Origin of the sequence: Shinella sp. WSD5-1 (genome assembly GCF_963942435.1) — a bacterium.
Lineage (GTDB): Bacteria > Pseudomonadota > Alphaproteobacteria > Rhizobiales > Rhizobiaceae > Shinella > Shinella yambaruensis.
Genome location: NZ_OZ012596.1, coordinates 2,342,666 through 2,366,369 on the forward strand (window position 1 = coordinate 2,342,666; position 23,704 = coordinate 2,366,369).

Consider the following 23,704-nt stretch of genomic DNA (forward strand, 5'->3'; position numbering starts at 1 on the left):
CATGGATACCATCATCAAGGTAATCGTCTTCCTTCCGCTGATCGGCTTCCTGATCGCCGGCATCGGCGGCAATGCCATCGGCGCCAAGGCGTCCGAATACGTCACGTCCGGCTTCATGATCATCGCCGCGGTGCTGTCGTGGATCGTCTTCTTCGACGTCGCCATGGGCGAGACGGAGATGATCAAGGTCAGCGTGCTGCGCTGGATCCAGTCCGGCGGCTTCGATGTCAAATGGGCGTTCCGCGTCGATACGCTGACGGCCGTCATGCTCGTCGTCGTGAACTCCGTCTCGACGCTGGTGCACGTCTACTCGATCGGCTACATGCACCACGATCCGCACCGGCCGCGCTTCTTCGCGTATCTGTCGCTCTTCACCTTCGCCATGCTCATGCTGGTGACGTCCGACAACCTCCTGCAGATGTTCTTCGGCTGGGAAGGCGTGGGCCTTGCGTCCTACCTGCTCATCGGCTTCTGGTACAAGAAGCCGTCGGCCTGCGCTGCCGCCATGAAGGCCTTCATCGTCAACCGCGTCGGCGACTTCGGCTTCATCCTCGGCATCTCCAGCGTGTTCGTGCTCTTCGGCTCGATCAATCTGGAGACGATCTTCGCGACGGCCGCGACCTACCTGCCGGCCGAAGGCGCCGCGGATGCCGCCGATCCCGTCATCACGCTGTTCGGCATGAGCCTCGACAAGTCGCATGCGCTGACCGCCACCTGCCTGCTGCTCTTCATGGGCGCGATGGGCAAGTCGGCGCAGTTCCTGCTGCACACCTGGCTGCCGGACGCCATGGAAGGCCCGACCCCGGTTTCGGCGCTCATCCATGCCGCGACCATGGTCACCGCCGGCGTCTTCCTCGTCGCCCGCATGTCGCCGCTCTTCGAACTGTCGCATGACGCCCTCGTGGTTGTGACGCTGGTCGGCGCCATCACCGCCTTCTTCGCGGCGACCGTCGGTCTCGTGCAGAACGACATCAAGCGCGTCATCGCCTATTCGACCTGCTCGCAGCTCGGCTACATGTTCGTCGCGCTCGGTATCGGCGCCTACGGCGCGGCGATCTTCCACCTCTTCACGCACGCCTTCTTCAAGGCGCTCTTGTTCCTCGGCGCGGGCTCCGTGATCCATGCCGTCGATGGCGAGCAGGACATGCGCTACATGGGCGGTCTTCGCAAGCACATCCCGGTCACCTTCTGGATGATGACGATCGGCACGCTGGCGCTGACCGGCGTCGGCATCCCGGGCACCGTCATCGGCTTTGCCGGGTTCTTCTCGAAGGACGCGATCATCGAATCGGCCTTCGCCTCGCACAGCCCGGTTGCCGGCTTCGCCTTCGTGCTCCTGGTCATCGCCGCGCTGTTCACCAGCTTCTACTCCTGGCGCCTGGCGTTCATGACCTTCTTCGGCAAGCCGCGTGCCTCCGCCGACGTCATGCACCATGTGCACGAATCGCCGGCCGTCATGCTGGTCCCGCTCTATCTGCTGGCCGCCGGCGCGGTGGTCGCGGGCGTGATCTTCGTGGAGTACTTCTACGGCCATCACTATGACGAGTTCTGGCAGGGCGCGCTCTTCACGCTTCCCGACAACCATCTCGTGCACGAGTTCCACAATGTGCCGAAGTGGGTGAAGTGGAGCCCGTTCGCCGCCATGGCCATCGGCTTCGTCACCGCCTGGTACATGTACATCCGCTCGCCGGAAACGCCGAAATACCTCGCCGAGCAGCACCGCGGCCTCTACCTGTTCCTGCTCAACAAGTGGTATTTCGACGAACTGTACGACTTCATCTTCGTCCGCCCGGCCAAGTGGCTCGGCAAGTTCCTCTGGAAGAAGGGTGACGGCGCCGTCATCGACGGCCTCGGCCCGAACGGCATCGCCGCCCGCGTCGTGGACGTCACGGATCGCGTCGTCCGCCTCCAGACCGGTTACCTCTATCACTACGCATTCGCGATGCTGCTGGGTATTGCGGCACTCGTTACCTGGATGATGCTCGGGAGCTCCCTCTGATGACCGATTGGCCCATTCTTTCAGCGGTCACCTTCCTCCCGCTCGTCGGCGTGGCGCTTCTGCTGCTGACCCGCGAGGACAGCCCGTACGGCCGCCGCAACATCCTGAACGTCGCGCTGCTGACGACGGTCTTCACCTTCGTGCTCTCGCTCTTCATCTGGATCGGCTTCGACAATTCGAACCCCGGCTTCCAGATGGTCGAGAAGGCCGAATGGCTCGGCACCGGCATTTCCTACCATCTCGGCGTCGACGGCATCTCCATGCTGTTCGTCATCCTGTCGACCTTCCTGATGCCGTTCTGCGTGCTCGCAAGCTGGCATTCGGTCGAAAAGCGCCTGCGCGAATACATGATCGCCTTCCTGCTCCTGGAAGTGTTCATGGTCGGCGTCTTCGTCTCGCTCGACATCGTGCTCTTCTACGTCTTCTTCGAGGCGGGCCTCATCCCGATGTTCATCATCATCGGCGTGTGGGGCGGCAAGGATCGCGTCTACGCATCCTACAAGTTCTTCCTCTATACCCTGCTCGGCTCGGTGCTGATGCTGCTCGCCATCATGGCGATGTACTGGCAGGCCGGCACGACCGACATCACGGAACTACTCGCCTACAACTTCCCGGCCCACATGCAGACTTGGCTGTGGCTCGCCTTCTTCGCCTCCTTCGCGGTGAAGATGCCGATGTGGCCGGTGCACACCTGGCTTCCCGACGCGCACGTCCAGGCGCCGACGGCAGGCTCCGTCATCCTGGCGGGCGTGCTCCTGAAGCTCGGCGGCTACGGTTTCATCCGCTTCTCGCTCGCCATGTTCCCGCTTGCCTCCGACTATTTCGCGCCCTTCGTCTTCGCGCTGTCGGTCATCGCCATCATCTACACCTCGCTGGTCGCGATGATGCAGGACGACATCAAGAAGCTGATCGCCTATTCGTCGGTCGCCCACATGGGCTACGTGACCATGGGCATCTTCGCGGCGAATGCTCAGGGGTTGCAGGGCGCCATCTTCCAGATGCTGTCGCACGGCATCGTCTCGGGCGCGCTCTTCCTCTGCGTCGGCGTCGTCTATGACCGGCTGCACACCCGCGAGATCGCGGCCTATGGCGGCCTCGTCAACAACATGCCGAAATACGCCGTCGCCTTCATGATCTTCACCATGGCGAATGTCGGCCTTCCGGGCACCTCGGGCTTCGTCGGCGAGTTCATGACGCTGATCGGCGTCTTCCGCGCCAACACCTGGGTCGCGCTCTTCGCCACGACCGGCGTCATCCTTTCGGCCTCCTATGCCCTCTGGCTCTACCGCCGGGTGATCTTCGGCGCGCTGGAGAAGGAAAGCCTGAAGTCGCTGCTCGATCTCGACATGCGCGAGAAGCTGCTGCTCTATCCGCTCCTGATCCTGACGATCTTCTACGGTGTCTATCCGGCGCCGGTATTCGATGCGACGGCGGCTTCGGTCGACGCGCTGCTCAATAACTACTCCGCGGCTCTGCAGGCGGCGCAATCCGTTGCGCTTTCGGCGAACTGACGACGGGACTCGAAGACATGACCGCTGATACGATCCTTGCCAGCCTTCAACTCTCGACCCCCGAGATCATTCTTGCCGTCGGCGCCCTGGCCCTTTTGATGGTCGGCGTGTTTTCCGGCGAACGCTCGGGCACGACCGTCACGGGGCTTGCCGTCGCGCTGCTCATCATCTCCGGCCTCTGGCTCGTGCTCGCCACGGGCGAGGGCCAGGCCTATGGCGGCGCCTTCGTCTCCGATCCCTTCGCCAAGTTCATGAAGGTGCTGGCGCTGATCGGCTCGATCACCGCCATGGTGATGACCGTCGGCCACGCCCGTTCGGAGCAGCTCGACCGCTTCGAATTCCCGGTCCTCATCGTGCTGTCGACGCTCGGCATGCTGCTGATGATCTCCGCCAACAGCCTTCTGTCGCTCTACCTCGCGCTGGAACTCCAGTCGCTGGCGCTCTACGTCGTCGCCGCGATCAACCGCGACAGCCTGCGCTCGACGGAAGCGGGCCTCAAATATTTCGTGCTCGGCGCGCTGTCCTCGGGCATGCTGCTCTACGGCATGTCGCTGGTCTACGGCTTCACCGGACATATCGGCTTCCAGGAGATCGCCGCGGCGCTGACGGCCGAAGGCCGCTCGCTCGGCCTCGTCTTCGGCCTGGTGTTCATCCTTGCAGGCCTTGCCTTCAAGATCTCGGCCGTGCCGTTCCACATGTGGACGCCGGACGTCTATGAGGGTGCGCCGACCCCGGTGACGGCCTTCTTCGCCGCCGCCCCGAAGGTCGCCGCCATGGCCATGCTGGTGCGCATCGTCATCGATGCCTTCGAGCCGGTCGTCGCCGACTGGCAGCAGGTCGTCGTCTTCATCGCGATCGCCTCCATGCTGCTCGGCGCCTTCGCCGCCATCGGCCAGCGCAACATCAAGCGCCTGATGGCCTATTCCTCGATCGGCCATATGGGCTATGCGCTGGTCGGCCTTGCCGCCGGCTCGATGGCGGGCGTGCGCGGCGTCGCGCTCTATATGCTCATCTACATGGTCATGACGCTCGGCACCTTCGCGATCATCCTCGCCATGCGCCGCAAGGAAGGCGGCAATGTCGAGGACATCAACGACCTTGCCGGCCTCTCCTCGACCAATCCGTTCATGGCGACCGTGCTGACGATCCTGATGTTCTCGCTCGCCGGCATCCCGCCGATGGCAGGCTTCTTCGCCAAGTACTTCGTCTTCATGGCCGCCATCGAGGCGCATCTCTATGCGCTCGCCATCATCGGCGTGCTCGCCTCGGTCGTCGGCGCCTACTACTACCTGCGCATCATCAAGGTGATGTGGTTCGACGAGCCGACGGGTGAGTTCGCCCGTACGGCCGGCGAACTGAAGCTGGTCTTCGGTCTCTCCGGCCTGTTCGTCGTCGGTTACGTGCTGATCGGCGGGCCGATCGGCGCAGCGGCCGAAGCCGCCGCCCGGACCTTCTTTTGAGCAGGTCCGGCACGCACCGCCGGTTGTCGCTCGACGACTTCCGGCACGAGGCGCTCGCCGACGTGGGCTCGACCAATACGGAATGCCTGGAGCGCGCCCGAAAGGGCGCGCTTTCGGGTCTCTGGATCACGGCGGAGCGGCAGACGGGCGGACGCGGCCGGCGCGGGCGCGCCTGGTTTTCCGAACCGGGCAACCTCTACGCCTCGCTGCTCCTGATCGATCCGGCGCCGATGGACCGGCTCGGCTCCCTGCCGCTCGCCGTCGCGGTCGCGGTGCAGGATGCGGTGAGCCGCATCCTGCCGCCCGATGCGCCCGACGTGCTGATCAAGTGGCCGAACGACATCCTCGTCGACCGCCGCAAGGTCTGCGGCATCCTGATCGAGGGCGAGACGCTTTCCGACGGGCGCCATGGGCTGGTCATCGGCATCGGCATCAATGTCGCCGTGGCGCCCGACGCCGGGCTCTATCCCGTCGCGACGCTGCGTGATTTCGGTGCGGCCGCTTCTCCCGAGGAATTGTTCGCCTATCTCTTCCAGTCGATGGCGGAAACGCTGTCGCTTTGGGACGGCGGACGCGGGATTTCAGCCATCATGGAGCGCTGGAAACGGGTGGCGGGCGGCATCGGGGAAAACATCACGGTCAATCTGCCCGACCGTTCTATTTCCGGGCGCTTTTCCGGAATAGATGATACAGGTCTCCTGAAACTGGAGACGGATGACGGCGGCACGCGGTTGATCGCGGCCGGCGACGTGTTTTTTGGATAGGAATTTTAAAAGCCGATGGCAAAAGAAGACGAACTGGTATTCCTGCCGCTTGGCGGCGTCGGCGAAATCGGCATGAACCTGGCGCTCTACGGCTACGGCCCGAAGAAGAACCGCCAGTGGATCATGGTCGATTGCGGCGTCACCTTCCCGGGGCCGGACCTGCCGGGGGTCGATCTCGTGCTGCCCGATATCCGCTTCCTCGCCGAGGAGCGCAAGAACCTCAAGGGCATCATCATCACCCATGCGCACGAGGACCATTACGGTGCGCTGAACGAGCTGTGGCCCGGCCTCAACGTGCCGGTCTATGCCTCGCCCTTCACCGCCGGCATGCTGGAGGCGAAACGCGACTACGAGAAGAGCCGCACCGAGATTCCGGTGACGATCTTCAAGCAGGGCGACCGCATCAATGTCGGCCCGTTCGAGATCGAGGCGATCGGCGTCAACCACTCCATTCCCGAGCCGATGTCGCTGGCGATCAGGACGCCGCTTGGCACGGTCATCCACACCGGCGACTGGAAGATCGACCTCGATCCGTCGCTCGGGCCGCTGACCGACGAGACCCGCTTCCGCAAGCTCGGCGACGAGGGCGTGCTGGCGCTGATCTGCGACAGCACCAATGCGGTACGCGACGGCGTCTCGCCCTCCGAGCGCGAGGTATCGGAGAGCCTGACGAAGATCATCGAGGCCGCCGAGGGCCGGGTGGGCATCACCACCTTCTCCTCCAATGTCGGCCGCATCCGCTCCATCGCCCAGGCCGCCGAGGCCGCCGGCCGCGAGGTGCTGCTGCTCGGCAGCTCGATGAAGCGCGTCACCGAGGTGGCGCGCGACATCGGCCTGATGGAGGGTCTGAAGCCCTTCATCGCCGAGGACGAGTTCGGCTATATCCCGCGCGACAAGGTCGTCGTCATCCTGACCGGCAGCCAGGGCGAGCCGCGGGCCGCGCTCGCGAAGATCGCCCGCGACGAGATGCGCAATGTCGCCTTCACCGACGGCGACACGATCATCTTCTCCTCGCGCGCCATCCCGGGCAACGAGAAGGCGATCAACGATATCAAGAACGGCCTGGTCGAGCAGGGCATCAACGTCATCACCGACAGCGAGGCGCTGGTGCACGTTTCCGGCCACCCGCGCCGCCACGAATTGCAGCAGATGTACGGCTGGACGCGCCCGAAGATGGTCGTGCCCGTCCATGGCGAGGCGGTGCATCTCACCGCCCATGCCGAGCTTGCCGAGCAGTCCGGCATCGCCGCGGTGCCGCGCGTGCGCAACGGCGATATCCTGAAGCTCGCTCCCGGCGAGCCGGAGGTCGTCGACCACGCCCCCTTCGGCCGCATCTTCAAGGATGGCAACCTCATCGGCGACTATGACGAGATGGGCATCGGCGACCGCCGCAAGCTCGCCTTCGTCGGCCATGTCGCCGTCAGCGTCCTGCTCGACAGCCGCTATGATTTCATGGGCGATCCCGAGGTCGAGCCTTTCGGCCTGCCGCAGTTCGACGACGAGGGCGAGGACATGGGCGATACGCTCTATGACGCCGTGCTCGGCGCCGTCGAGAGCATCCCGCGCGCGCGCCGCAAGGACCTGGAGATGGTGCGCGAGGCCGTGCGCCGCGCCGTGCGCTCCACCGCCAACGAGATCTGGGGCAAGAAGCCCGTCGTCACCGTGTTCCTGACGAAGGTCTGACGGGACGCACGAAAGCCCTTCGTCCTGCCGGCGGGATGAGGGGCGGGCGGCAGGGGTGTGACAGCACGCCGCCTTCGCGCCGTTTGAACTTCATCCGCGACAGGCGTACAAGACCGGCTGTCGCACGAGGGCCGTCCATGCAGAGCTTCTCTTATTTCGCCGTCTATTTCATCGTCTGGTGGATGACGCTGTTCGCCGTGCTTCCCTTCGGGCTGAAGACGCAGGCCGAGGCGGAGGACGTGGTGCCTGGCACGGTGGAGAGCGCGCCTGCGCGCTTCCGCGGCGGACGTGTCGTGCTCATGACGACGCTCATCTCCGCCATCATCTACGGCATCTGGTACGTCCTGTCGGTGCGCCTCGGCTACGGCATAGATTCCATCCCGCAGTTCATGCCCGATTTCAAATGAGCGGCTGCCCAAAAGGTTAACGGCCACTTGAGGCCGGGAGCAAGCCATTCCAACCGTTCCGGGCCGCTCCGGAAAGTCTTTCCTTGATCATCGAGGCGAATGCACGTGAAAGAGGCGGGCCGAACGTTCCGTTGCCTCCGGGAAAGGCGCATTCCGCCGGATTGGCTTCACCCTACGTGAGGCGGAGTGTCGCGGGAGCGGCCGGTGCGCGCCTTTGCCGCATGGACTTTGCAGGCAAATCGGTCTCGCGGAGGCTGTTTCTGCAAAAGGCAAAAAAAAACAAGGCTGAAAGCCTTGTTTTGCAGGTATCGCGTGATCTTTATCCGTTGTGCGGTGGCAGCGTCTACGCGCGCCAAAGATCTGATCCTCCCAAGACTTGACCGCGAAATTGGCAGGAATTTGCACTTCTTGCCTGTTTTGTGGCCTGAAACTAGCCCAAACGTTAGGCGTTGTCATCCGGTTTTTTTGCATTTTTGTTACACTGGAATAAAATTTTTCCATTGACAAAGCCTGCGCAATTTCCGTTATTGGCGGCCCCATTTTTCTGCCACATTTGGCGAGGCCATCCGGGCGGTGGACAGTGCGCCGACTCGGCGCTCCGCCGCGGGCTGCCGGGTTCCCTTCCGGTGGCGAAGCGTTTATGAACGCATCAAAATCAACGTCATTTTGCCCGATTCCCGAAATAGGGCGGATCAGTCACTCCGGAACCCGATATGCGCCTTTCCCGCTTCTTCCTGCCCATCCTCAAGGAAAATCCCAAGGAGGCCGAGATCGTCTCTCACCGGCTCATGCTGCGTGCGGGCATGATCAAGCAGCAGTCCCAGGGCATCTATACCTGGCTGCCGCTGGGCAAGCGGGTTCTCGACAAGGTGAACGCCATCATCCGCGAGGAGCAGAACCGCTCCGGCGCCGTCGAGCTTCTGATGCCGACGCTGCAATCGGCCGAGCTCTGGCAGGAAAGCGGCCGCTATGATGCCTATGGCAAGGAGATGCTGCGCATCAAGGACCGCCAGGAGCGCCCGATGCTCTACGGCCCGACCAACGAGGAGATGATCACGGACGTCTTCCGCTCGTTCGTGAAGTCCTACAAGGACCTGCCGCTCAATCTCTACCATATCCAGCTGAAGTTCCGCGACGAGATCCGCCCGCGCTTCGGCACCATGCGCTCGCGCGAATTCCTGATGAAGGACGCCTATTCCTTCGACCTCGACCGCGAGGGCGCCGTGCACGCCTACAACCGCATGTTCGCGGCGTATCTGCGCACCTTCTCGCGCATGGGCCTGCGCGCCATTCCGATGCGCGCCGACACCGGCCCGATCGGCGGCGATCTCAGCCACGAATTCATCATCCTCGCCGATACGGGCGAATCGGAAGTCTTCTGCCACACGGATTTCCTGAATTTCGACATTCCGGCGGAAGACACCAACTTCGAGGATGTCGCCGGCCTGAAGGCGATCTTCGACAAGTGGACCTCTCGCTACGCGGCCACCTCCGAGATGCACGACGCGCCCGCCTTCGAGGCGATCCCGGAAGGTGAGCGCCTGTCGGCCCGGGGCATCGAGGTCGGCCACATCTTCTATTTCGGCACGAAATATTCCGAAGCCATGGGCGCCAAGGTCCAGGGCCCCGACGGCAAGGAGCATACCGTGCATATGGGCTCCTACGGCATCGGCCCGACGCGCCTCGTGCCGGCCATCATAGAAGCCTCGCATGATGAGAACGGCATCATCTGGCCGAAGGCCGTCGCGCCCTTCGAGGCGATCGTCATCAACATGAAGTCGGGCGATGCCGCCTGCGACGCGGCCTGCGAGCAGATCTATGGCGCGCTGCTGAAGGCCGGCGTCGACGTGCTCTACGACGATAAGGACGAGCGCGCCGGCGCGAAATTCGCGACCGCCGACCTCATCGGCGCGCCGGTGCAGGTCATTGCCGGTCCGCGCGGCATCGCGAACGGCGAGGTCGAGATCAAGGATCGCAAGACCGGCGAACGCGAGACGCTGACCATCGAGGCGGCGATCAACCGCCTGACGTCCGGCATTTGATGCGGCGCAGCGGCGCCGGCGGCAACGGGGGAAATCATGGCTGACGCAGCGAGCGGTGCATCTGCAACCGAGGCGCAGGCCTTCAACAAGAACCGCCCGTTCTCCGCCTTCGAGCGGATGGTCGCCTGGCGCTACCTGCGCTCCCGGCGCAAGGAAGCCTTCATCTCGGTGATTGCCGGCTTCTCCTTCATCGGCATCATGCTGGGCGTTGCGACGCTCATCATCGTCATGGCCGTCATGAACGGGTTCCGCACCGAGTTGATCTCGCGCATCCTCGGCATCAACGGCCACATGATCGTCCAGCCGATCGACACGCCGCTGAACAACTATGCCCAGCTCGCAGAGCGCCTGTCCGCGGTCCCCGGCGTCACCATGGCCATTCCGCTCGTCGAGGGCCAGACGCTCGCCTCGGGCACGGCAGGCGCCGGCACCGGCGCGCTGGTACGCGGCGTGCGCGCCGACGATCTCGCCAAGATGAAGGCCGTCTCCGACAACATCAAGGAGGGCGATCTCGTCGGGTTCGCCTCCGGCAGCGGCGTCGCCATCGGCTCGCGCATGGCCGAGCAGCTCGGCCTCAGCGCCGGCGGCCAGATCACGCTCGTCGCGCCGGAAGGCGACGTGACGCCGCTCGGCGTCAATCCGCGCGTGAAGACCTACACGGTCTCCGCCATCTTCGAGATCGGCATGTCGGAATACGACGCGTCGATCATCTACATGCCGCTCGAGGAGGCGCAGCTCTATTTCAACGCCGAGGGCGTCGTTCAGTCGATCGAGCTCTTCGTCGCCAATCCCGACGATGTCGACCAGCTGCGCCAGCCGATCGAGGCGGCGGCCGAACGGCAGATCTTCATCACCGACTGGCGCCAGCGCAACCGCACCTTCTTCTCGGCCCTGCAGGTCGAGCGCAACGTCATGTTCATGATCCTGACGCTGATCGTGCTCGTCGCCGCGCTCAACATCATCTCCGGCCTCATCATGCTGGTGAAGGACAAGGGCAGCGACATCGCGATCCTGCGCACCATGGGCGCCACATCAGGCGCCATCATGCGCATCTTCTTCATGACGGGCGCGGCGATCGGCACGGTGGGCACCTTCGCGGGCGTGCTGCTCGGCGTCATCGTCTGCCTCAACGTCGAATCGATCCGCCAGTTCTTCTCCTGGATCTCGGGCACGACGCTGTTCAACCCGGAACTCTATTTCCTCAGCCAGCTGCCGGCCGACATGAATGCCGGCGAGACGATTTCGGTCATCCTCATGGCGCTGGCGCTCTCCTTCCTCGCGACTATCTTCCCTGCCTGGCGCGCCTCCAAGCTCGATCCGGTTCAGGCCCTGCGGTACGAATAGGAACAGAACGCATGAACGCGCGCGTCGCTCTGGAACTCAAGGGCATCGAACGGCACTACGGCCAGGGCGAAACCCTGTTGACGATCCTCAAAGGGGCCGATTTCACGCTGAAGAGCGGCGAGACCGTCGCGCTCGTCGCGCCCTCGGGCACCGGCAAGTCGACGCTCCTGCACATCGCCGGCCTGCTGGAAAAACCCGACGCCGGCGAGGTCTTCGTCAACGGCCATTCCTGCGCGACGCTTCCCGATGACCAGCGCACGGCGATCCGGCGCGGCGAGATCGGCTTCGTCTACCAGTTCCATCATCTCCTGCCGGAATTCAGCGCGCTGGAAAACATCATGATGCCGCAGCTCATCTCCGGCCTTTCCAAGGCGGAAGCGCGCGAACGCGCCGCCCAGCTGCTCGATTACATGCGCATCGGCCACCGCGCCGACCACCGCCCGTCGGAACTCTCCGGCGGCGAGCAGCAGCGCGTCGCCATCGCCCGGGCCGTCGCCAATGCGCCACTCCTGCTGCTTGCCGACGAGCCGACCGGCAACCTCGATCCGGAAACCGCCGGCTACGTCTTCGAGGCGCTGGAGGCGCTTGCCCGCCAGTCGGGCCTTGCCGCACTGATCGCCACCCACAACCACGAGCTCGCCGGCCTGATGGATCGCCGGGTGACGATCGAGGACGGCCGCGTGCACGAGCTCGCCTGAGGCCGAGCGCGCCGGCCGGCTGGAGACCGGCCGCCATACTGCCCGAACCGGACCGCCAACGGCATTTTTCCGCTTTCCTGGGAAGAGCGCGCGGCGGTGTTGCGTCCGAACGGACGCTCTAGTTGTCCAGCCCGCAGACCGAGCGGGCAATCCCGTCCTTCCAGTCCTTCAGCAGCACGAACTGCGCCTGTCCGCTGATCGGTTGCCCGAGGGCCTTGCCCTTGCCGGTCAGCACGTTGAGGTCGCATTCGCTTCCCCCGTCCGGGTTGAGCGTATCGTAGGACGAGAAGGTGTAGCCCGCGACGATGAAGTCGAAGTTGCGGTAGGCGATGGTCAGCGTCTGGCGCCACCGGTCCCGGCCGATCGATTCGTTCTTCGTCACCAGCGTGAAGGAACCGTTGGCAAGCGCCGCCAGCTCCGGCTCCTGGCCGGCCATGATGGGCGGGCTGCCCCAGACGGTGTTCGGCAGGGAGAGCGCCAGCGTCAGCCGGCCTTCCTCCGGTTTGGCGAGATAGACATAGAGCCCGCTGTCGTTGCCGCTGTCCTCGTCCGCCGTCGCGACGATGGCGAGGTCCGGCACGCCGTCCTTGTTCCAGTCGCCGCTGGCCATCGCCAGGATGCGCTCGGCCGGAAAGTCCGCAGCCCCCGCCGCGGCGGGCAGGGCGGCTGAAAGCACAAGGACGGCAATCAACGACTTCATCTTTTTTCCTCCGTTTGACCGAGGCGACCTTATTGCGCCCGGACGTGCCGGTCCAGAGGGCCTGTGGAAAGCGGTTGACATGAGAACAATAATGGAACAAAATGAAAACATAAAAGGAAAGGGAGCCACAATGACCGATTTTCTTCGTGATCTTGCTGCATTCACCTCCATGGCCATGTTCGTCGCCAGCTTCTCCGTCATCCTCTTCGGAATCTGATCGTCCGCCTTGCCTCACCGGCCCGTCGTCTGCCGATGCGTGGAAAGCGGGTGCAACGCCAAGAACCGGCTGGACGAGGAGGGGGCGAATCCGCTTAAGCTTTCCGTCCTGATCGGAAGGAAGGTGACATGGCGGACGAAGCGCAGAAGACGGATGGCGGAACGATCGTACAGACGCCGGAATTCGTGCACCTGCGCGTGCATTCGGCCTTCTCGCTGCTCGAAGGCGCCCTGCCGATCAAGAAGATCATCGGCAAGGCCACTTCCGACCAGCAGCCGGCGATCGCGATCACCGACACGAACAACCTGTTCGCGGCGCTCGAATTCTCGCAGAAGGCGATTAGCGAGGGAATCCAGCCGCTGATCGGCTGCCAGCTGTCGATCGACATGGAAGACGAAGGGGAAGGCGAGCGGCGCGGCGGACAGGCCCAGCTTGCAAAGCTGCCCTCGATCGTGCTTCTGGCGGCGACGGATGCGGGTTACGCCCGGCTCGTCGCGCTGGTCAGCCGCGCCTATCTCGGCGGCGAGGGCAGCCAGGCGATCCGGATCGCCTATAGCTGGCTGGTCGAGGAGGGCGCGGAAGGGCTGATCGCGCTTTCCGGCGCGAGCGGCGGTCCGGTCGACATGGCCTTCCTGGCCGGCCAGCCGGCATTGGCGCGGGCGCGGCTTCAGGCGCTGAAGAAGGTCTTCGGCGACCGGCTCTATATCGAGCTGCAGCGGCATGGCCGCTACGACAGGCAGCACGAGCGGCGGATGGTGGAGCTTGCCTATGCGGAGGACGTGCCGCTGGTGGCGACCAACGAGCCGTTCTTCCCGGCCCCGGACGATTACGATGCACACGACGCGCTGATGGCGGTGGCGCACAATGCGATGGTTTCGGACGACAACCGCTTCCGCCTGTCGCCGGACCACTACCTCAAGAGCCGAAAGGACATGGCGAAGCTCTTCGCCGACCTGCCGGAGGCCTTGGAGAACACGGTGGAGATCGCGCGGCGCTGCTCCTTCGTGCTGAAGACGCGCGGCCCGATCCTGCCGCGCTTCACCGGCGCTTCGGCGGATCCGGAGGAGGCCGAGAGGGCGGAGGCGGCGGAGTTGCGCCGGCAATCCGTGGAGGGCCTCGAAAGCCGCATGAAGCTGCTCGGCCTGACGCCGGGCTATACGGAGCAGGATTACCGCGAGCGGCTGGATTTCGAGCTCAGCGTCATCGAGCGGATGAAGTTCCCCGGCTACTTCCTGATCGTTGCCGACTTCATCAAATGGGCCAAGCAGCACAACATCCCGGTCGGTCCGGGCCGCGGCTCAGGCGCGGGCTCGCTGGTCGCGTACGCGCTGACGATTACCGACGTCGATCCGCTGCGCTTCTCGCTGCTCTTCGAACGCTTCCTCAATCCGGAACGCGTCTCGATGCCGGACTTCGACATCGACTTCTGCCAGGACCGCCGCGAAGAGGTGATCCGCTACGTGCAGCAGAAATATGGCCGCGAGCAGGTGGCGCAGATCATCACCTTCGGTTCGCTGCAGGCGCGCGCGGCGCTGCGCGACGTCGGGCGCGTGCTCGAAATGCCCTATGGCCAGGTCGACAAGATCTGCAAGCTGGTGCCGAACAACCCGGCCAACCCGACGCCGCTCTACAAGGCGATCGAGGAGGAGCCGAAACTGCAGGAAGAGGCGGAGAAGGAGCCGGTCGTCGCGCGCCTGCTCGATATCGCCCAGAAGATCGAGGGCCTCTACCGCCACGCTTCGACGCACGCCGCCGGCATCGTGATCGGCGACCGGCCGCTCTCGCAGCTCGTGCCGATGTACCGAGATCCGCGCTCCGACATGCCGGTCACCCAGTTCAACATGAAATGGGTGGAGCAGGCCGGCCTCGTCAAGTTCGACTTCCTCGGCCTGAAGACGCTCACGGTGCTGAAGACCGCGGTCGACTTCATCCGCAAGCGCGGCATCGAGGTGCATCTCGAAAGCCTGCCGCTCGACGACCAGCTCACTTACGAGATGCTGTCGCGCGGCGAGACGGTCGGCGTGTTCCAGGTGGAAAGCGCGGGCATGCGCAAGGCGCTGATCGGCATGCGGCCGGACTGCATCGAGGACATCATTGCGCTGGTGGCGCTCTACCGCCCCGGCCCGATGGAAAACATCCCGGTCTACAACGCCCGCAAGCATGGCGAGGAGGAGATCGAATCGATCCATCCGATGATCGACCACCTCCTGAAGGAGACGCAGGGCGTCATCGTCTACCAGGAACAGGTGATGCAGATCGCCCAGGTCCTGTCCGGCTATTCGCTCGGCGAGGCCGACCTTCTGCGCCGCGCCATGGGCAAGAAGATCAAGGAGGAGATGGACAAGCAGCGCGCCCGCTTCGTCGATGGCGCCGTCAGGAACGGCGTGTCGAAGCCGCAGTCCGACCTGATCTTCGACCTGCTCGCCAAGTTCGCGAACTACGGCTTCAACAAGTCGCACGCCGCCGCCTATGCCATCGTCTCCTACCAGACGGCCTATCTGAAGGCGCATTACCCGGTCGAGTTCCTCGCCGCGTCGATGACCTACGATATGTCCAACACGGACAAGCTGAACGATTTCCGGCAGGATGCCGCCCGCCTCGGCATCGAGGTCATCCCGCCGTCGGTGCAGACCTCGTTCGCCCATTTCGAGACCGGCGAGAACCGCATCTATTATGCGCTTGCCGCCATCAAGGGTGTCGGCGGGGCCGCCGTGCAGCACATCGTCGATGTGCGCGGGTCTGCGCCCTTCAAGAGCCTTGAGGATTTCTGCGCGCGCATCGATCCCAAATTCGTCAACCGCCGCGTCTTCGAAAGCCTGATCGTCGCCGGCGCCTTCGATTGCTTCGGCCATGACCGCGCCGCGATGATCGCCGGCCTCGACCGGCTTCTCGGCGCTGCCCAGCGCGCGCAGGAGAACAAGGCGAGCGGGCAGGGCGATATCTTCGGCATGGGCGCGGCGACGGGGCCGGAGGTCATCACGCTCCCCTCCTACACGCCCTGGCTTGCCTCGGAAAAACTGCACCGCGAGTTCCAGGTGCTCGGCTTCTACCTGTCGGCCCATCCGCTCGACACCTATGCGCCGATCCTCTCCAAGATGCGCGTGCAGACCTTCGGCGATTTTTCCGCCGCGGTGAAGCGCGGCGCCACCGCCGGCCGCCTTGCCGGCACGGTCACCTCGAAGCAGGAGCGCAAGACGCGCACCGGCAACAAGATGGGCATCGTCGCCTTTTCCGATTCGTCCGGCCAGTTCGAGGCGGTGCTGTTCTCCGAAATGCTGAACCAGTACCGCGATCTTCTGGAGCCCGGCAAATCGCTGGTCATGACCGTGCAGGCGGAGGAGCGGCCGGAGGGTATCGGCCTGCGCATTCAGACGTTGCGCTCGCTCGAGGAGGAATCGCTGCAGACCCAGAAGGCGCTGCGCGTCTATGTGCGCGACAGCGGCCCCCTGCGCTCCATCGCCGCCCATCTCAACACGAAGGGCGACGGCCTCGTCTCCTTCATCGTGATCAAGGACGACGGCCAGCGGGAAATCGAGGTGGAGCTGAGCGAACGCTTCCGCATCTCCTCGGAAATCGCCGCCGCCATGCGCTCCACGCCGGGCGTGCTGGAGGTGGAGCTGGTCTGAGGCCTATGCGGCCGCCGGCACGCGGGCGACAACCTTGATCTCGAAGTCGAAACCGGCGAGCCAGTTCACGCCGATCGCGGTCCAGTTCGGATAGGGGCGCGTCTCGAAGATCTCCTGCTTGACGGCCAGGATCGTGCCGAACTGGTTTTCGGGATCGGTGTGGAAGGATGTCACGTCGATGATGTCGTCGAAGGTGCAGCCCGCTGCCGCGAGCGTCGCTTTGAGGTTCCGGAAGGCGAGGCGCACCTGCTGCTCGAAATCGGGCTCCGGCGTTCCGTCGGAACGGCTGCCGACCTGGCCGGAGACGAACAGGAGGTCGCCGGATTTGATCGCGGCCGAATAGCCGTGCTCGTCGTAGAGGGCGTGTCTGTCCGCCGGAAAAATCGCTTCGCGCTGGGTCATGGTTGATCTCCCTTTCAAGGGTGGAGGTGGCCGGGGAGGCCAGGATGCTTCACAACGATCGTAATTTCATATACGTTGCGTATATGAAATTGGGTGTTCGGGGCCGCGATGTCAAGTTCGTATACGCGCCGTATATGAAAAGAACGAGGATGAAAGCGTGAATCGACGCATCGCGATGATGGAGGAAAACCGGATCAAGCTGATCGGCGCGGCGCGCAAGGCCTTCGGCAGGAAGGGATACGCGGCCGCCTCCATGGACGACTTGACCGCCGATGTGGGGCTGACGCGCGGCGCGCTCTACAATATTTTTGGCGACAAGCGGGGTCTTCTCGCGGCGGTCGTGCATCAGATCGACACGGAGATGGCCGCGCGCGCCAAGCAGATCGGCGCTTGCGCAGGAGACGATTGGAGCGGCCTCCTGGCGGAAGGGGCGGCCTATATCGAAATGTCCCTCGACCCCGAGGTGCAGCGCATCGTCCTGCTCGATGGGCCTGCCGTACTGGGAGACCCCTCGCGATGGCCGAGCCAGAGCAACTGCCTGCAGGTCACGCAGGCGAAGGTGGAACAACTCATTGCCGAAGGAATGCTCAAGCCGGTGGATGCCGAGGCCGCCGCCCGGCTCCTCAGCAGCATGGCGTTCAACGCCGCGCTCTGGATCGCGGCGAGCGACGATCCGAAGGGTGTCCTGCCGAAGGCGATCGAGGTGTTCCAGGCGCTTGCGACGGGTCTTCTCGCCAAACCGTCCTGACGCGGTGCGCAATTTCTGCTGCGATGTTTCGGCGAGGGACGGAACGAAAAGGGCCGCGGCGCCGGAAGAGCGAGCGGCCCTGATGTCATGTCAGGCGTCTCCGGTCAGTTGACGACGGAGATCGATGACGCCTTCTTCTTTTTCTTTGTCTTCTTGCCGCCTTGCACGATCCCGGCATCCGCCTTCTGCACCTTGCGCGTCACGGTGATGAAGTCCGTGCCGTCGCCGGTCTCCGGGCCGAGGCCGGTGTCGGAGATGGAGAGGGAGGCGCCTTCGCCCATCAGGCCGGAAATGCGCAGGCGCATCTCCTCGGGAATGTCGAGGCGGTCGAGGGTCCTGGCCAGCGCGTCGGGGGCGGCTGCGTCCGCTTCGGTGGTGATGCCGAGGCGCTTCATCGTCGCCTGCGAGAGCTGGTTGTCCATGCTCACGCCATACCATTCCGCCTTGCCCTTGTCGGCATCGACCCCGCGGGCGAGCAGGAAATGCGTGCCGAGGGCGATGTCCGGATCGCGGATGGCGATCGGCATTTCGAGCACGGGCTTGAACTTCTGCCGCACGAGGATCTGCCCGTTCGGCGGCGCCCCCTTGCCGGCCTTGGCATAGACGGCGGCGATGAGCTCCGGCGCGATCACGCCGTCCTCCGTCAGCCCCTCGGCGCGCTGGAAGGCGCGGATGGCGGCCACGGTCTGCTTGCCGTGCAGGCCGTCCGGCACGCCGGCGTCATGGCCGAGCGAATTGAGGAGGGCCTGCAGGTCCATCAGCATCTCGCGCTCGCCGCGGCGGGTGATGAGGATGCGGATCGGGTCCTGTTCTGTCTTCTGCACGATGGGCGTGACGATATCCGGCTTTGGATCGGTCATCGCCACCTCGACGCTCTTGTCGCCGGCTTCGATGAGGGCGGGGCGCAGGCCCGCATCCGAGAGCAGCGGCGTATCCGGCACGACGACGACGGGCTTGAATAGCGCGGCATGCACGATGCGCTGCGGCGCGACCTCGTGGTCGGTGATGAGGACGTGGCCGCCGCGGCGCGTCGTGCTGAACAGCGTCTTCGCAAAATCGTTCGGCAGGCGCACGCAGCCGTGCGAGGCGGGATAGGACGGCACGCTGTTGGAGGCGTGCAGCGCGATGCCCGACCAGGTCAGCCGCTGCATGAAGGGCATCGGCGCGCTGTCGTAGAGGTTGGAGAAGTGCGTGCGCTTCTTCTCGAGGATCGAGAAGATGCCGGTCGGCGTCGAATGTCCCGCCTTGCCGGTGGAGACGCGCGAGGTGGCGACCACCACGCCGCCATCGTAGACCTTCAATTGCTGCAGGTCCTTCGACACCATGATCTGGAGCGGACCTTCGAGCGCGCCGCCGAGCGCGGTGGCGCAGCTCAGCATCAGGCCCAACATGCTCATGCCGGTAACGAGGCGAAACTTCATGTGACCCATCCGTACGCAATACAAACCGGCGGGAAGCGTAGTGCATCCGGTTTAAGGAAGGCTTGATGCTTGCCGGCGCTTCCCCGATCTGTGCCATCCCGATGCAGTCAGAACGCCGGCTTGCCGGGATTTATTCGGTCGGGTCGTCGATTTTTCCGGCGGTCTTGAATGTCAACTTTTCGTGAAAACGAGCCGGGCCGGATTTGCCGAACGTATAGCCGGTCTCCACGCTCGCCTTGCCGAATTTGTCGCGCAGCGTGTTCATCGCGGCTTCGGCGGCGGCGCGGCGGCCGGCGGCGGGATCGACGAGATCCGGCGGATCGGCGCGGCCGGGATCGGCAAGGTCGCTGACGCCGATGCCGATCAGCCGGTACTTCGTGCCGTCGATCTCCTTGCGCAGGAGTTCGGCGCCGGTGCGGAAGATGCGGTCGGCAAGCATGGTCGGGTCTTCCAGCTTGCGGTTGCGCGTGCGGCCCTTGAAATCGGCGGTCTTCAGCTTGAGCACGACCGTATGGCCGGCAATGCCGGATTTGCGCAGGCGCGTGGCCACCTTCTCGCTGAGGCGGCGCAGATGCGTCACCAGCTCATCGTAGCCCGCGATATCGTCGAAGAAGGTGGTTTCGGCCGACACGCTCTTGGCCGGGTCGTTCGGGTGCACCTCCCGGTCGTCCTGCCCGCGGGAGAGGTTGAAGAGCCGCTTGCCCATCACGCCGTAGCGACGCATCAGGTCGGTTTCCTCCATGGTCTGCAACTGGCCGACGGTGCGGATGCCGTCGCGCTCCAGCGTCTCGGCGAAGGCCTTGCCGACACCCCAGATGAGGCGCACCGGCTTTTCGCGCAGGAAGTCGAGCGCTTCGGCCGCGCCGATGACGGAAAAGCCGCGCGGCTTGTTGAGGTCCGAGGCGACCTTGGCGAGGAACTTGCAATAGGAAAGGCCGATCGAGATCGTGATGCCGACCTCCTTCTCCACGCGCTGGGCGAAGCGGGCGAGCACCCGGGCGGGCGGGTCGTGGTGCAGGCGTTCGGTGCCCTTGAGCTCCAGAAAGGCCTCGTCGATGGAAAGCGGCTGCACCAGCGGCGTCAGGTCCTGCATCATCGCGCGCACCTGCCGGCCCACGGCGACGTATTTCTCCATGTTCGGGCTGATGACGACGGCGTTCGGGCAGGCCTCCAGCGCCTTGAACATCGGCATGGCCGAGCGCACGCCATGGATCCGCGCGACATAGCAGGCGGTGGAGACGACGCCGCGCTTGCCGCCGCCGACGATGACGGGCTTGTCGGCAAGCTCCGGATTGTCCCGCTTTTCGATCGCGGCGTAGAAGGCGTCGCAGTCGATATGGGCGAGCGTCAGGCCGTAGAGCTCGTCATGATAGACGAGGCGGGGGCTGCCGCAGGCACGGCAGCGGCGCAGATTGGCCGGCTGCCCGGCAAGGCAGTCGCGGCAGAAGCCCGGAAAACGCGAGTCGGCGATGCTCATCGTATGGAACAAATATTGAACATCGCGACATTACTGCTTAAATTCACGAGTCTCAATAGTCGCCGGAGGTGAATGCATGACGACGCACAGGCAAGCGCGTGGCGACCCCGGCGAAGCGCCCGCTCAGAAATCCTCGCCGCCATATGGCCCGGAGAGGATGGCGTGGGCATGCACGACCGCTTCCGGCGTAACGCCCGTCGCCGCGCTGAAGGCGAGAAGCGTCGGCTCATGGTCCATCAGGAAGCCGACGAGACCGGCGAGGAAGCCGGGATCGTTGACGGCATTGCGCACTTCGGAAGGGGCAACGCCGGTGAGCGCGAGGAAGCGCGACAGCAGCTCCGGTTCGCCGGCAAGCCAGCCGAGGATGGCGACGGCGGTTGCCTCCGCCTCGGCCACCGCGGGTGTATCTTTTTGGCTTTTCATCGTTTTCCCTCGGAAAATTTACCTTTTAATCAACCAAGTCACGCTAACGTTGATGCGGACAGGCTGGGTGATTTCGGCTCTGCCGCAACGTATCGATCTCCCAAAAGGTTGCAAGGCCGGTGAGAGGAACAGGGACGCACGATGCCCAAGCAGGTGATGATTGTCGAGGACAACGAGCTCAACATGAAGCTCTTCCGGGACCTCATCGAGGCGTCCGGCTATACGACCATCCAGACCCGTAATGGCATGGAAGCCCTTGATCTTGCCCGAAAATATCGCCCGGACCTGATCCTGATGGACATCCAGCTTCCGGAGGTCTCGGGCCTTGAGGTCACCAAGTGGCTGAAGGAGGACGACGAGCTCCATGTCATCCCGGTGATCGCTGTCACGGCCTTTGCGATGAAGGGCGACGAGGAGCGCATCCGCCAGGGCGGCTGCGAGGCCTATGTCTCCAAGCCGATTTCCGTTCCGAAATTCATCGAAACGATCAAAACCTATCTCGGCGACGCTTGAGGCGGAGGTCTGGGGCATGACAGCACGCATTCTCGTCGTCGACGACATTCCGGCCAATGTGAAGCTGCTCGAGGCGCGGCTGCTGGCGGAATATTTCGACGTGCTGACGGCTGGGAATGGCTACGACGCGCTGGCCATGTGCGAGCGCACCCAGGTCGACCTCATCCTGCTCGACATCATGATGCCCGGCATCGACGGTTTCGAGGTCTGCGAGCGGCTGAAGGCCAATCCGCGCACCGCCCATATCCCGGTGGTCATGGTGACGGCGCTCGACCAGCCGTCCGACCGGGTGCGGGGCCTCAAGGCCGGTGCCGACGACTTCCTGACCAAGCCGGTCAACGACCTGCAGCTCATGTCGCGGGTGAAAAGCCTCGTGCGGTTGAAGACGCTGACGGACGAGCTGCGCATGCGCGCGGCCACCGCCCGTGCCATCTCCATGGAGGAAGGGCTCGACGATTCGCTGGGCGACGAGCCGGGCGACGTGCTGCTCGTCGACGGCCGGGCAAGCTCGCAGGAGCGCATCGCGCGCGCGCTGAAGCCGATCGCCGATGTCACCAGCATGTCGGACCCGCAGGCCGCGCTCTTCCAGGCGGCCGAGAGCAATTTCGAACTGGTGATCGTCAACGCCAATTTCGACGACTACGATCCGCTGCGCCTGTGCTCGCAGCTTCGCTCGCTGGAGCGAACGCGCTTCCTGCCGATCCTGCTGATCGCCGAGCAGGGCGACGACGACATGGTCGTGCGCGCGCTCGATCTCGGCGTGACGGACTACCTGATGCGGCCGGTCGATCCGAACGAGCTGATCGCCCGCAGCCTCACCCAGATCCGCCGCAAGCGCTGCAACGACCGCCTGCGCGCCAGCGTGCGCCAGACCATCGAGCTGGCCGTCACGGACGGCCTGACGGGCCTGCATAACCGCCGCTACCTCGACAATCACATGAAGCTCCTGATCGACCGCGCCGCCGCGCGCGGCCGGCCGCTGTCGGTCTGCATCACCGATATCGACCGGTTCAAGCTGGTCAACGATACCTACGGCCATGATGCGGGCGACGCCGTGCTGCGCGAATTCGCCAACCGCGTGCGCTCGGCCGTGCGCGGCGCCGACCTTGCCTGCCGCTACGGCGGGGAGGAATTCGTTCTGGTCATGCCGGATACGTCGGCCGAGATGGCGGCGGGCGTGGCGGAGCGCCTTCGCGCGATCGTCGAGCGGGAACCGTTCCGCGTGCCCGGCACGGATGTCTTCCTGCCCGTCACCGCCTCGCTCGGCCTTGCCAGCGCGCTGCCGGCGGGAGACAGCCCTGATGCCCTGCTGAAGCGTGCCGATGCGGCGCTCTACGAGGCGAAGCGCTCCGGCCGCAACCGGGTGGTGGCGGCAGCCGCCTGAGTCGGCCGATTCGCCTCACGTTTGTCCACAGGCAATTTAGTTGCTGGGCATTTGCCTTGAAAATCGGGCAGTTGCCCCAAAAAGCCGTTTGCCGGCGGAGATGAATCGCACGACGCCGCGGGATTGCGGCCTGTCGTGAAATCTTGTTATAAATCATACCATTCAAGTTTGGCGAATTTTATCAATGGGTTGTATTGCGCGCAATCTTTCCGTGCGCCAATGGGGCGGTTTGTCAGGGTTGCAGGCCCTTCGTGCCGTGGTTGAAGGATGCGGGCCTGTCCTTGTCGTGATCCATGACGAAACCGGTGCTCCTTGGCACACTTGTCCCCACCGCGATTAACTATGAGACAACGAGGCGTCGGGGGAGCGTTAAGAATTCGTTGATTTTTTTTCTTTTTCGCGCGATGCTCAACTCATGGGTGGCAAACAAGCCCACACAACCGGTTACCCCATGATGCTAGGTCCGCCGCATCTCCTGGGTCGTGGGGTCGGTCGACCGGTTATGACAAATACGGAATCCTCGTGCCGTTGTCATAATTGGTCGACCCCCGTTCAACGCCGCTCCCTTCACGGGAGCGGCGTTTTTGATTCGGAGACCAGAACGGGGCGCCGGCCCGCAGCCAAAAGAAAAGGCGCCGGACGTTTCCGTCCAGCGCCTTTGCGAACCGCAATGGCTCCCAAGATTACTTGATCTTGGTTTCCTTGAATTCGACGTGCTTCTTGACGACCGGGTCGTACTTCGTCTTGGTCATCTTTTCCGTCATCGTACGGCTGTTCTTCGTGGTTACGTAGAAGAAACCGGTGTCGGCCGTCGACAGCAGCTTGATCTTGATGGTGGTAGCCTTGGCCATGGTCGTCCTGCCTTTATGAAAAACGAAGCCGCGG

General features: G+C 64.2%; 20 protein-coding genes. 14 read left to right on the top strand and 6 right to left on the bottom strand.

Annotation, left to right across the window (positions count from 1 at the left end):
* The first annotated feature begins 1 nt into the window (after position 1).
* The 9 genes from nuoL to AABQ55_RS11525 all read left to right on the top strand — a co-directional run bounded on the left by nuoL (position 2) and on the right by AABQ55_RS11525 (position 11,908).
* Entirely contained in the window at positions 2-1,999 is a 1,998-nt protein-coding gene (gene nuoL / locus AABQ55_RS11485) for an NADH-quinone oxidoreductase subunit L (protein ID WP_272805097.1), read from the top strand.
* Positions 1,999-3,510 (top strand): NADH-quinone oxidoreductase subunit M, encoded by a 1,512-nt coding sequence (locus AABQ55_RS11490; RefSeq protein WP_244765821.1) that lies wholly within the window; start codon positions 1,999-2,001, stop codon positions 3,508-3,510. Before nuoL ends, AABQ55_RS11490 begins: the two co-directional genes overlap by 1 nt.
* A 17-nt stretch (positions 3,511-3,527) precedes the next feature.
* A complete protein-coding gene (nuoN, locus tag AABQ55_RS11495) occupies positions 3,528-4,970 on the top strand; it encodes an NADH-quinone oxidoreductase subunit NuoN (protein WP_272805098.1) in 1,443 nt (480 codons plus the stop codon).
* Positions 4,967-5,734: a biotin--[acetyl-CoA-carboxylase] ligase gene (locus AABQ55_RS11500; RefSeq protein ID WP_272805099.1), complete on the top strand. Its 768-nt coding sequence runs from the start codon at positions 4,967-4,969 to the stop codon at positions 5,732-5,734. The genes nuoN and AABQ55_RS11500 overlap by 4 nt, the downstream gene beginning before the upstream one ends.
* A gap of 15 nt (positions 5,735-5,749) precedes the next feature.
* The gene (locus tag AABQ55_RS11505; protein WP_272805100.1) at positions 5,750-7,417 is read left to right on the top strand and encodes a ribonuclease J; all 1,668 of its coding nucleotides are present in this window, start codon (positions 5,750-5,752) and stop codon (positions 7,415-7,417) included.
* Positions 7,418-7,554: 137 nt separating this feature from the next.
* The gene (locus AABQ55_RS11510; protein WP_272805101.1) at positions 7,555-7,824 is read left to right on the top strand and encodes a DUF1467 family protein; all 270 of its coding nucleotides are present in this window, start codon (positions 7,555-7,557) and stop codon (positions 7,822-7,824) included.
* Between the two features lie 713 nt (positions 7,825-8,537).
* Positions 8,538-9,866, top strand: coding sequence for a proline--tRNA ligase (gene proS, locus AABQ55_RS11515; RefSeq protein WP_244765816.1), 1,329 nt, complete (start codon positions 8,538-8,540; stop codon positions 9,864-9,866).
* A gap of 36 nt (positions 9,867-9,902) precedes the next feature.
* Entirely contained in the window at positions 9,903-11,210 is a 1,308-nt protein-coding gene (locus AABQ55_RS11520; RefSeq protein ID WP_244765815.1) for a lipoprotein-releasing ABC transporter permease subunit, read from the top strand.
* Between the two features lie 11 nt (positions 11,211-11,221).
* The gene (locus AABQ55_RS11525) at positions 11,222-11,908 is read left to right on the top strand and encodes an ABC transporter ATP-binding protein (protein ID WP_244765814.1); all 687 of its coding nucleotides are present in this window, start codon (positions 11,222-11,224) and stop codon (positions 11,906-11,908) included.
* Positions 11,909-12,026: 118 nt separating this feature from the next.
* Here the strand turns inward: AABQ55_RS11525 and AABQ55_RS11530 are convergent, their stop codons facing one another.
* A complete protein-coding gene (locus AABQ55_RS11530; protein ID WP_272805102.1) occupies positions 12,027-12,608 on the bottom strand; it encodes a hypothetical protein in 582 nt (193 codons plus the stop codon).
* A 91-nt stretch (positions 12,609-12,699) separates the two neighbouring features.
* Between AABQ55_RS11530 and AABQ55_RS11535 the strand changes: the two genes are divergently transcribed.
* Positions 12,700-12,825: a hypothetical protein gene (locus AABQ55_RS11535; protein WP_272805103.1), complete on the top strand. Its 126-nt coding sequence runs from the start codon at positions 12,700-12,702 to the stop codon at positions 12,823-12,825.
* Between the two features lie 128 nt (positions 12,826-12,953).
* Positions 12,954-16,451 (top strand): DNA polymerase III subunit alpha, encoded by a 3,498-nt coding sequence (gene dnaE / locus AABQ55_RS11540; RefSeq protein ID WP_272805104.1) that lies wholly within the window; start codon positions 12,954-12,956, stop codon positions 16,449-16,451.
* A 3-nt stretch (positions 16,452-16,454) separates the two neighbouring features.
* Here dnaE and AABQ55_RS11545 read toward each other — a convergent pair whose 3' ends face one another.
* Entirely contained in the window at positions 16,455-16,853 is a 399-nt protein-coding gene (locus AABQ55_RS11545) for a RidA family protein (RefSeq protein ID WP_272805105.1), read from the bottom strand.
* A 178-nt stretch (positions 16,854-17,031) separates the two neighbouring features.
* Here AABQ55_RS11545 and AABQ55_RS11550 point away from each other — a divergent pair, with 178 nt between their 5' ends.
* Positions 17,032-17,601 (top strand): TetR/AcrR family transcriptional regulator, encoded by a 570-nt coding sequence (locus AABQ55_RS11550; RefSeq protein ID WP_244766003.1) that lies wholly within the window; start codon positions 17,032-17,034, stop codon positions 17,599-17,601.
* 104 nt (positions 17,602-17,705) lie between these two features.
* On the opposite strand, the gene AABQ55_RS11555 is transcribed toward AABQ55_RS11550, so the two are convergent.
* The 3 genes from AABQ55_RS11555 to AABQ55_RS11565 form a co-directional block, all read right to left on the bottom strand.
* Positions 17,706-19,022: a L,D-transpeptidase family protein gene (locus AABQ55_RS11555; RefSeq protein ID WP_272805106.1), complete on the bottom strand. Its 1,317-nt coding sequence runs from the start codon at positions 19,020-19,022 to the stop codon at positions 17,706-17,708.
* A 130-nt stretch (positions 19,023-19,152) separates the two neighbouring features.
* Positions 19,153-20,499, bottom strand: coding sequence for a DNA polymerase IV (locus AABQ55_RS11560; RefSeq protein ID WP_272805107.1), 1,347 nt, complete (start codon positions 20,497-20,499; stop codon positions 19,153-19,155).
* 123 nt (positions 20,500-20,622) lie between these two features.
* Positions 20,623-20,922: a DUF3572 domain-containing protein gene (locus AABQ55_RS11565; RefSeq protein ID WP_244765808.1), complete on the bottom strand. Its 300-nt coding sequence runs from the start codon at positions 20,920-20,922 to the stop codon at positions 20,623-20,625.
* Positions 20,923-21,063: 141 nt separating this feature from the next.
* On the opposite strand from AABQ55_RS11565, the gene AABQ55_RS11570 reads away from it, so the two are divergent.
* Positions 21,064-21,435: a response regulator gene (locus AABQ55_RS11570; protein ID WP_010065708.1), complete on the top strand. Its 372-nt coding sequence runs from the start codon at positions 21,064-21,066 to the stop codon at positions 21,433-21,435.
* 16 nt (positions 21,436-21,451) lie between these two features.
* Entirely contained in the window at positions 21,452-22,819 is a 1,368-nt protein-coding gene (locus tag AABQ55_RS11575; protein ID WP_244765807.1) for a PleD family two-component system response regulator, read from the top strand.
* A 683-nt stretch (positions 22,820-23,502) separates the two neighbouring features.
* On the opposite strand, the gene rpmG is transcribed toward AABQ55_RS11575, so the two are convergent.
* Positions 23,503-23,670 carry a 50S ribosomal protein L33 gene (rpmG, locus tag AABQ55_RS11580; protein WP_034795357.1) on the bottom strand — a complete coding sequence of 56 codons (168 nt, stop codon included), beginning with the start codon at positions 23,668-23,670 and terminating at the stop codon, positions 23,503-23,505.
* Positions 23,671-23,704 lie beyond the last annotated feature (34 nt).

What these genes read in the sequence shown, in the direction of transcription:
- nuoL (WP_272805097.1), top strand. Translation starts at nt 2, where the DNA reads ATGGATACCATCATCAAGGTAATCGTCTTCCTTCCGCTGATCGGCTTC.
- AABQ55_RS11490 (WP_244765821.1), top strand. Translation starts at nt 1,999, where the DNA reads ATGACCGATTGGCCCATTCTTTCAGCGGTCACCTTCCTCCCGCTCGTC.
- nuoN (WP_272805098.1), top strand. Translation starts at nt 3,528, where the DNA reads ATGACCGCTGATACGATCCTTGCCAGCCTTCAACTCTCGACCCCCGAG.
- AABQ55_RS11505 (WP_272805100.1), top strand. Translation starts at nt 5,750, where the DNA reads ATGGCAAAAGAAGACGAACTGGTATTCCTGCCGCTTGGCGGCGTCGGC.
- AABQ55_RS11510 (WP_272805101.1), top strand. Translation starts at nt 7,555, where the DNA reads ATGCAGAGCTTCTCTTATTTCGCCGTCTATTTCATCGTCTGGTGGATG.
- proS (WP_244765816.1), top strand. Translation starts at nt 8,538, where the DNA reads ATGCGCCTTTCCCGCTTCTTCCTGCCCATCCTCAAGGAAAATCCCAAG.
- AABQ55_RS11520 (WP_244765815.1), top strand. Translation starts at nt 9,903, where the DNA reads ATGGCTGACGCAGCGAGCGGTGCATCTGCAACCGAGGCGCAGGCCTTC.
- AABQ55_RS11525 (WP_244765814.1), top strand. Translation starts at nt 11,222, where the DNA reads ATGAACGCGCGCGTCGCTCTGGAACTCAAGGGCATCGAACGGCACTAC.
- AABQ55_RS11530 (WP_272805102.1), bottom strand. Translation starts at nt 12,608, where the DNA reads ATGAAGTCGTTGATTGCCGTCCTTGTGCTTTCAGCCGCCCTGCCCGCC.
- AABQ55_RS11535 (WP_272805103.1), top strand. Translation starts at nt 12,700, where the DNA reads ATGGAACAAAATGAAAACATAAAAGGAAAGGGAGCCACAATGACCGAT.
- dnaE (WP_272805104.1), top strand. Translation starts at nt 12,954, where the DNA reads ATGGCGGACGAAGCGCAGAAGACGGATGGCGGAACGATCGTACAGACG.
- AABQ55_RS11545 (WP_272805105.1), bottom strand. Translation starts at nt 16,853, where the DNA reads ATGACCCAGCGCGAAGCGATTTTTCCGGCGGACAGACACGCCCTCTAC.
- AABQ55_RS11550 (WP_244766003.1), top strand. Translation starts at nt 17,032, where the DNA reads ATGGAGGAAAACCGGATCAAGCTGATCGGCGCGGCGCGCAAGGCCTTC.
- AABQ55_RS11555 (WP_272805106.1), bottom strand. Translation starts at nt 19,022, where the DNA reads ATGAAGTTTCGCCTCGTTACCGGCATGAGCATGTTGGGCCTGATGCTG.
- AABQ55_RS11560 (WP_272805107.1), bottom strand. Translation starts at nt 20,499, where the DNA reads ATGAGCATCGCCGACTCGCGTTTTCCGGGCTTCTGCCGCGACTGCCTT.
- AABQ55_RS11565 (WP_244765808.1), bottom strand. Translation starts at nt 20,922, where the DNA reads ATGAAAAGCCAAAAAGATACACCCGCGGTGGCCGAGGCGGAGGCAACC.
- AABQ55_RS11570 (WP_010065708.1), top strand. Translation starts at nt 21,064, where the DNA reads ATGCCCAAGCAGGTGATGATTGTCGAGGACAACGAGCTCAACATGAAG.
- AABQ55_RS11575 (WP_244765807.1), top strand. Translation starts at nt 21,452, where the DNA reads ATGACAGCACGCATTCTCGTCGTCGACGACATTCCGGCCAATGTGAAG.
- rpmG (WP_034795357.1), bottom strand. Translation starts at nt 23,670, where the DNA reads ATGGCCAAGGCTACCACCATCAAGATCAAGCTGCTGTCGACGGCCGAC.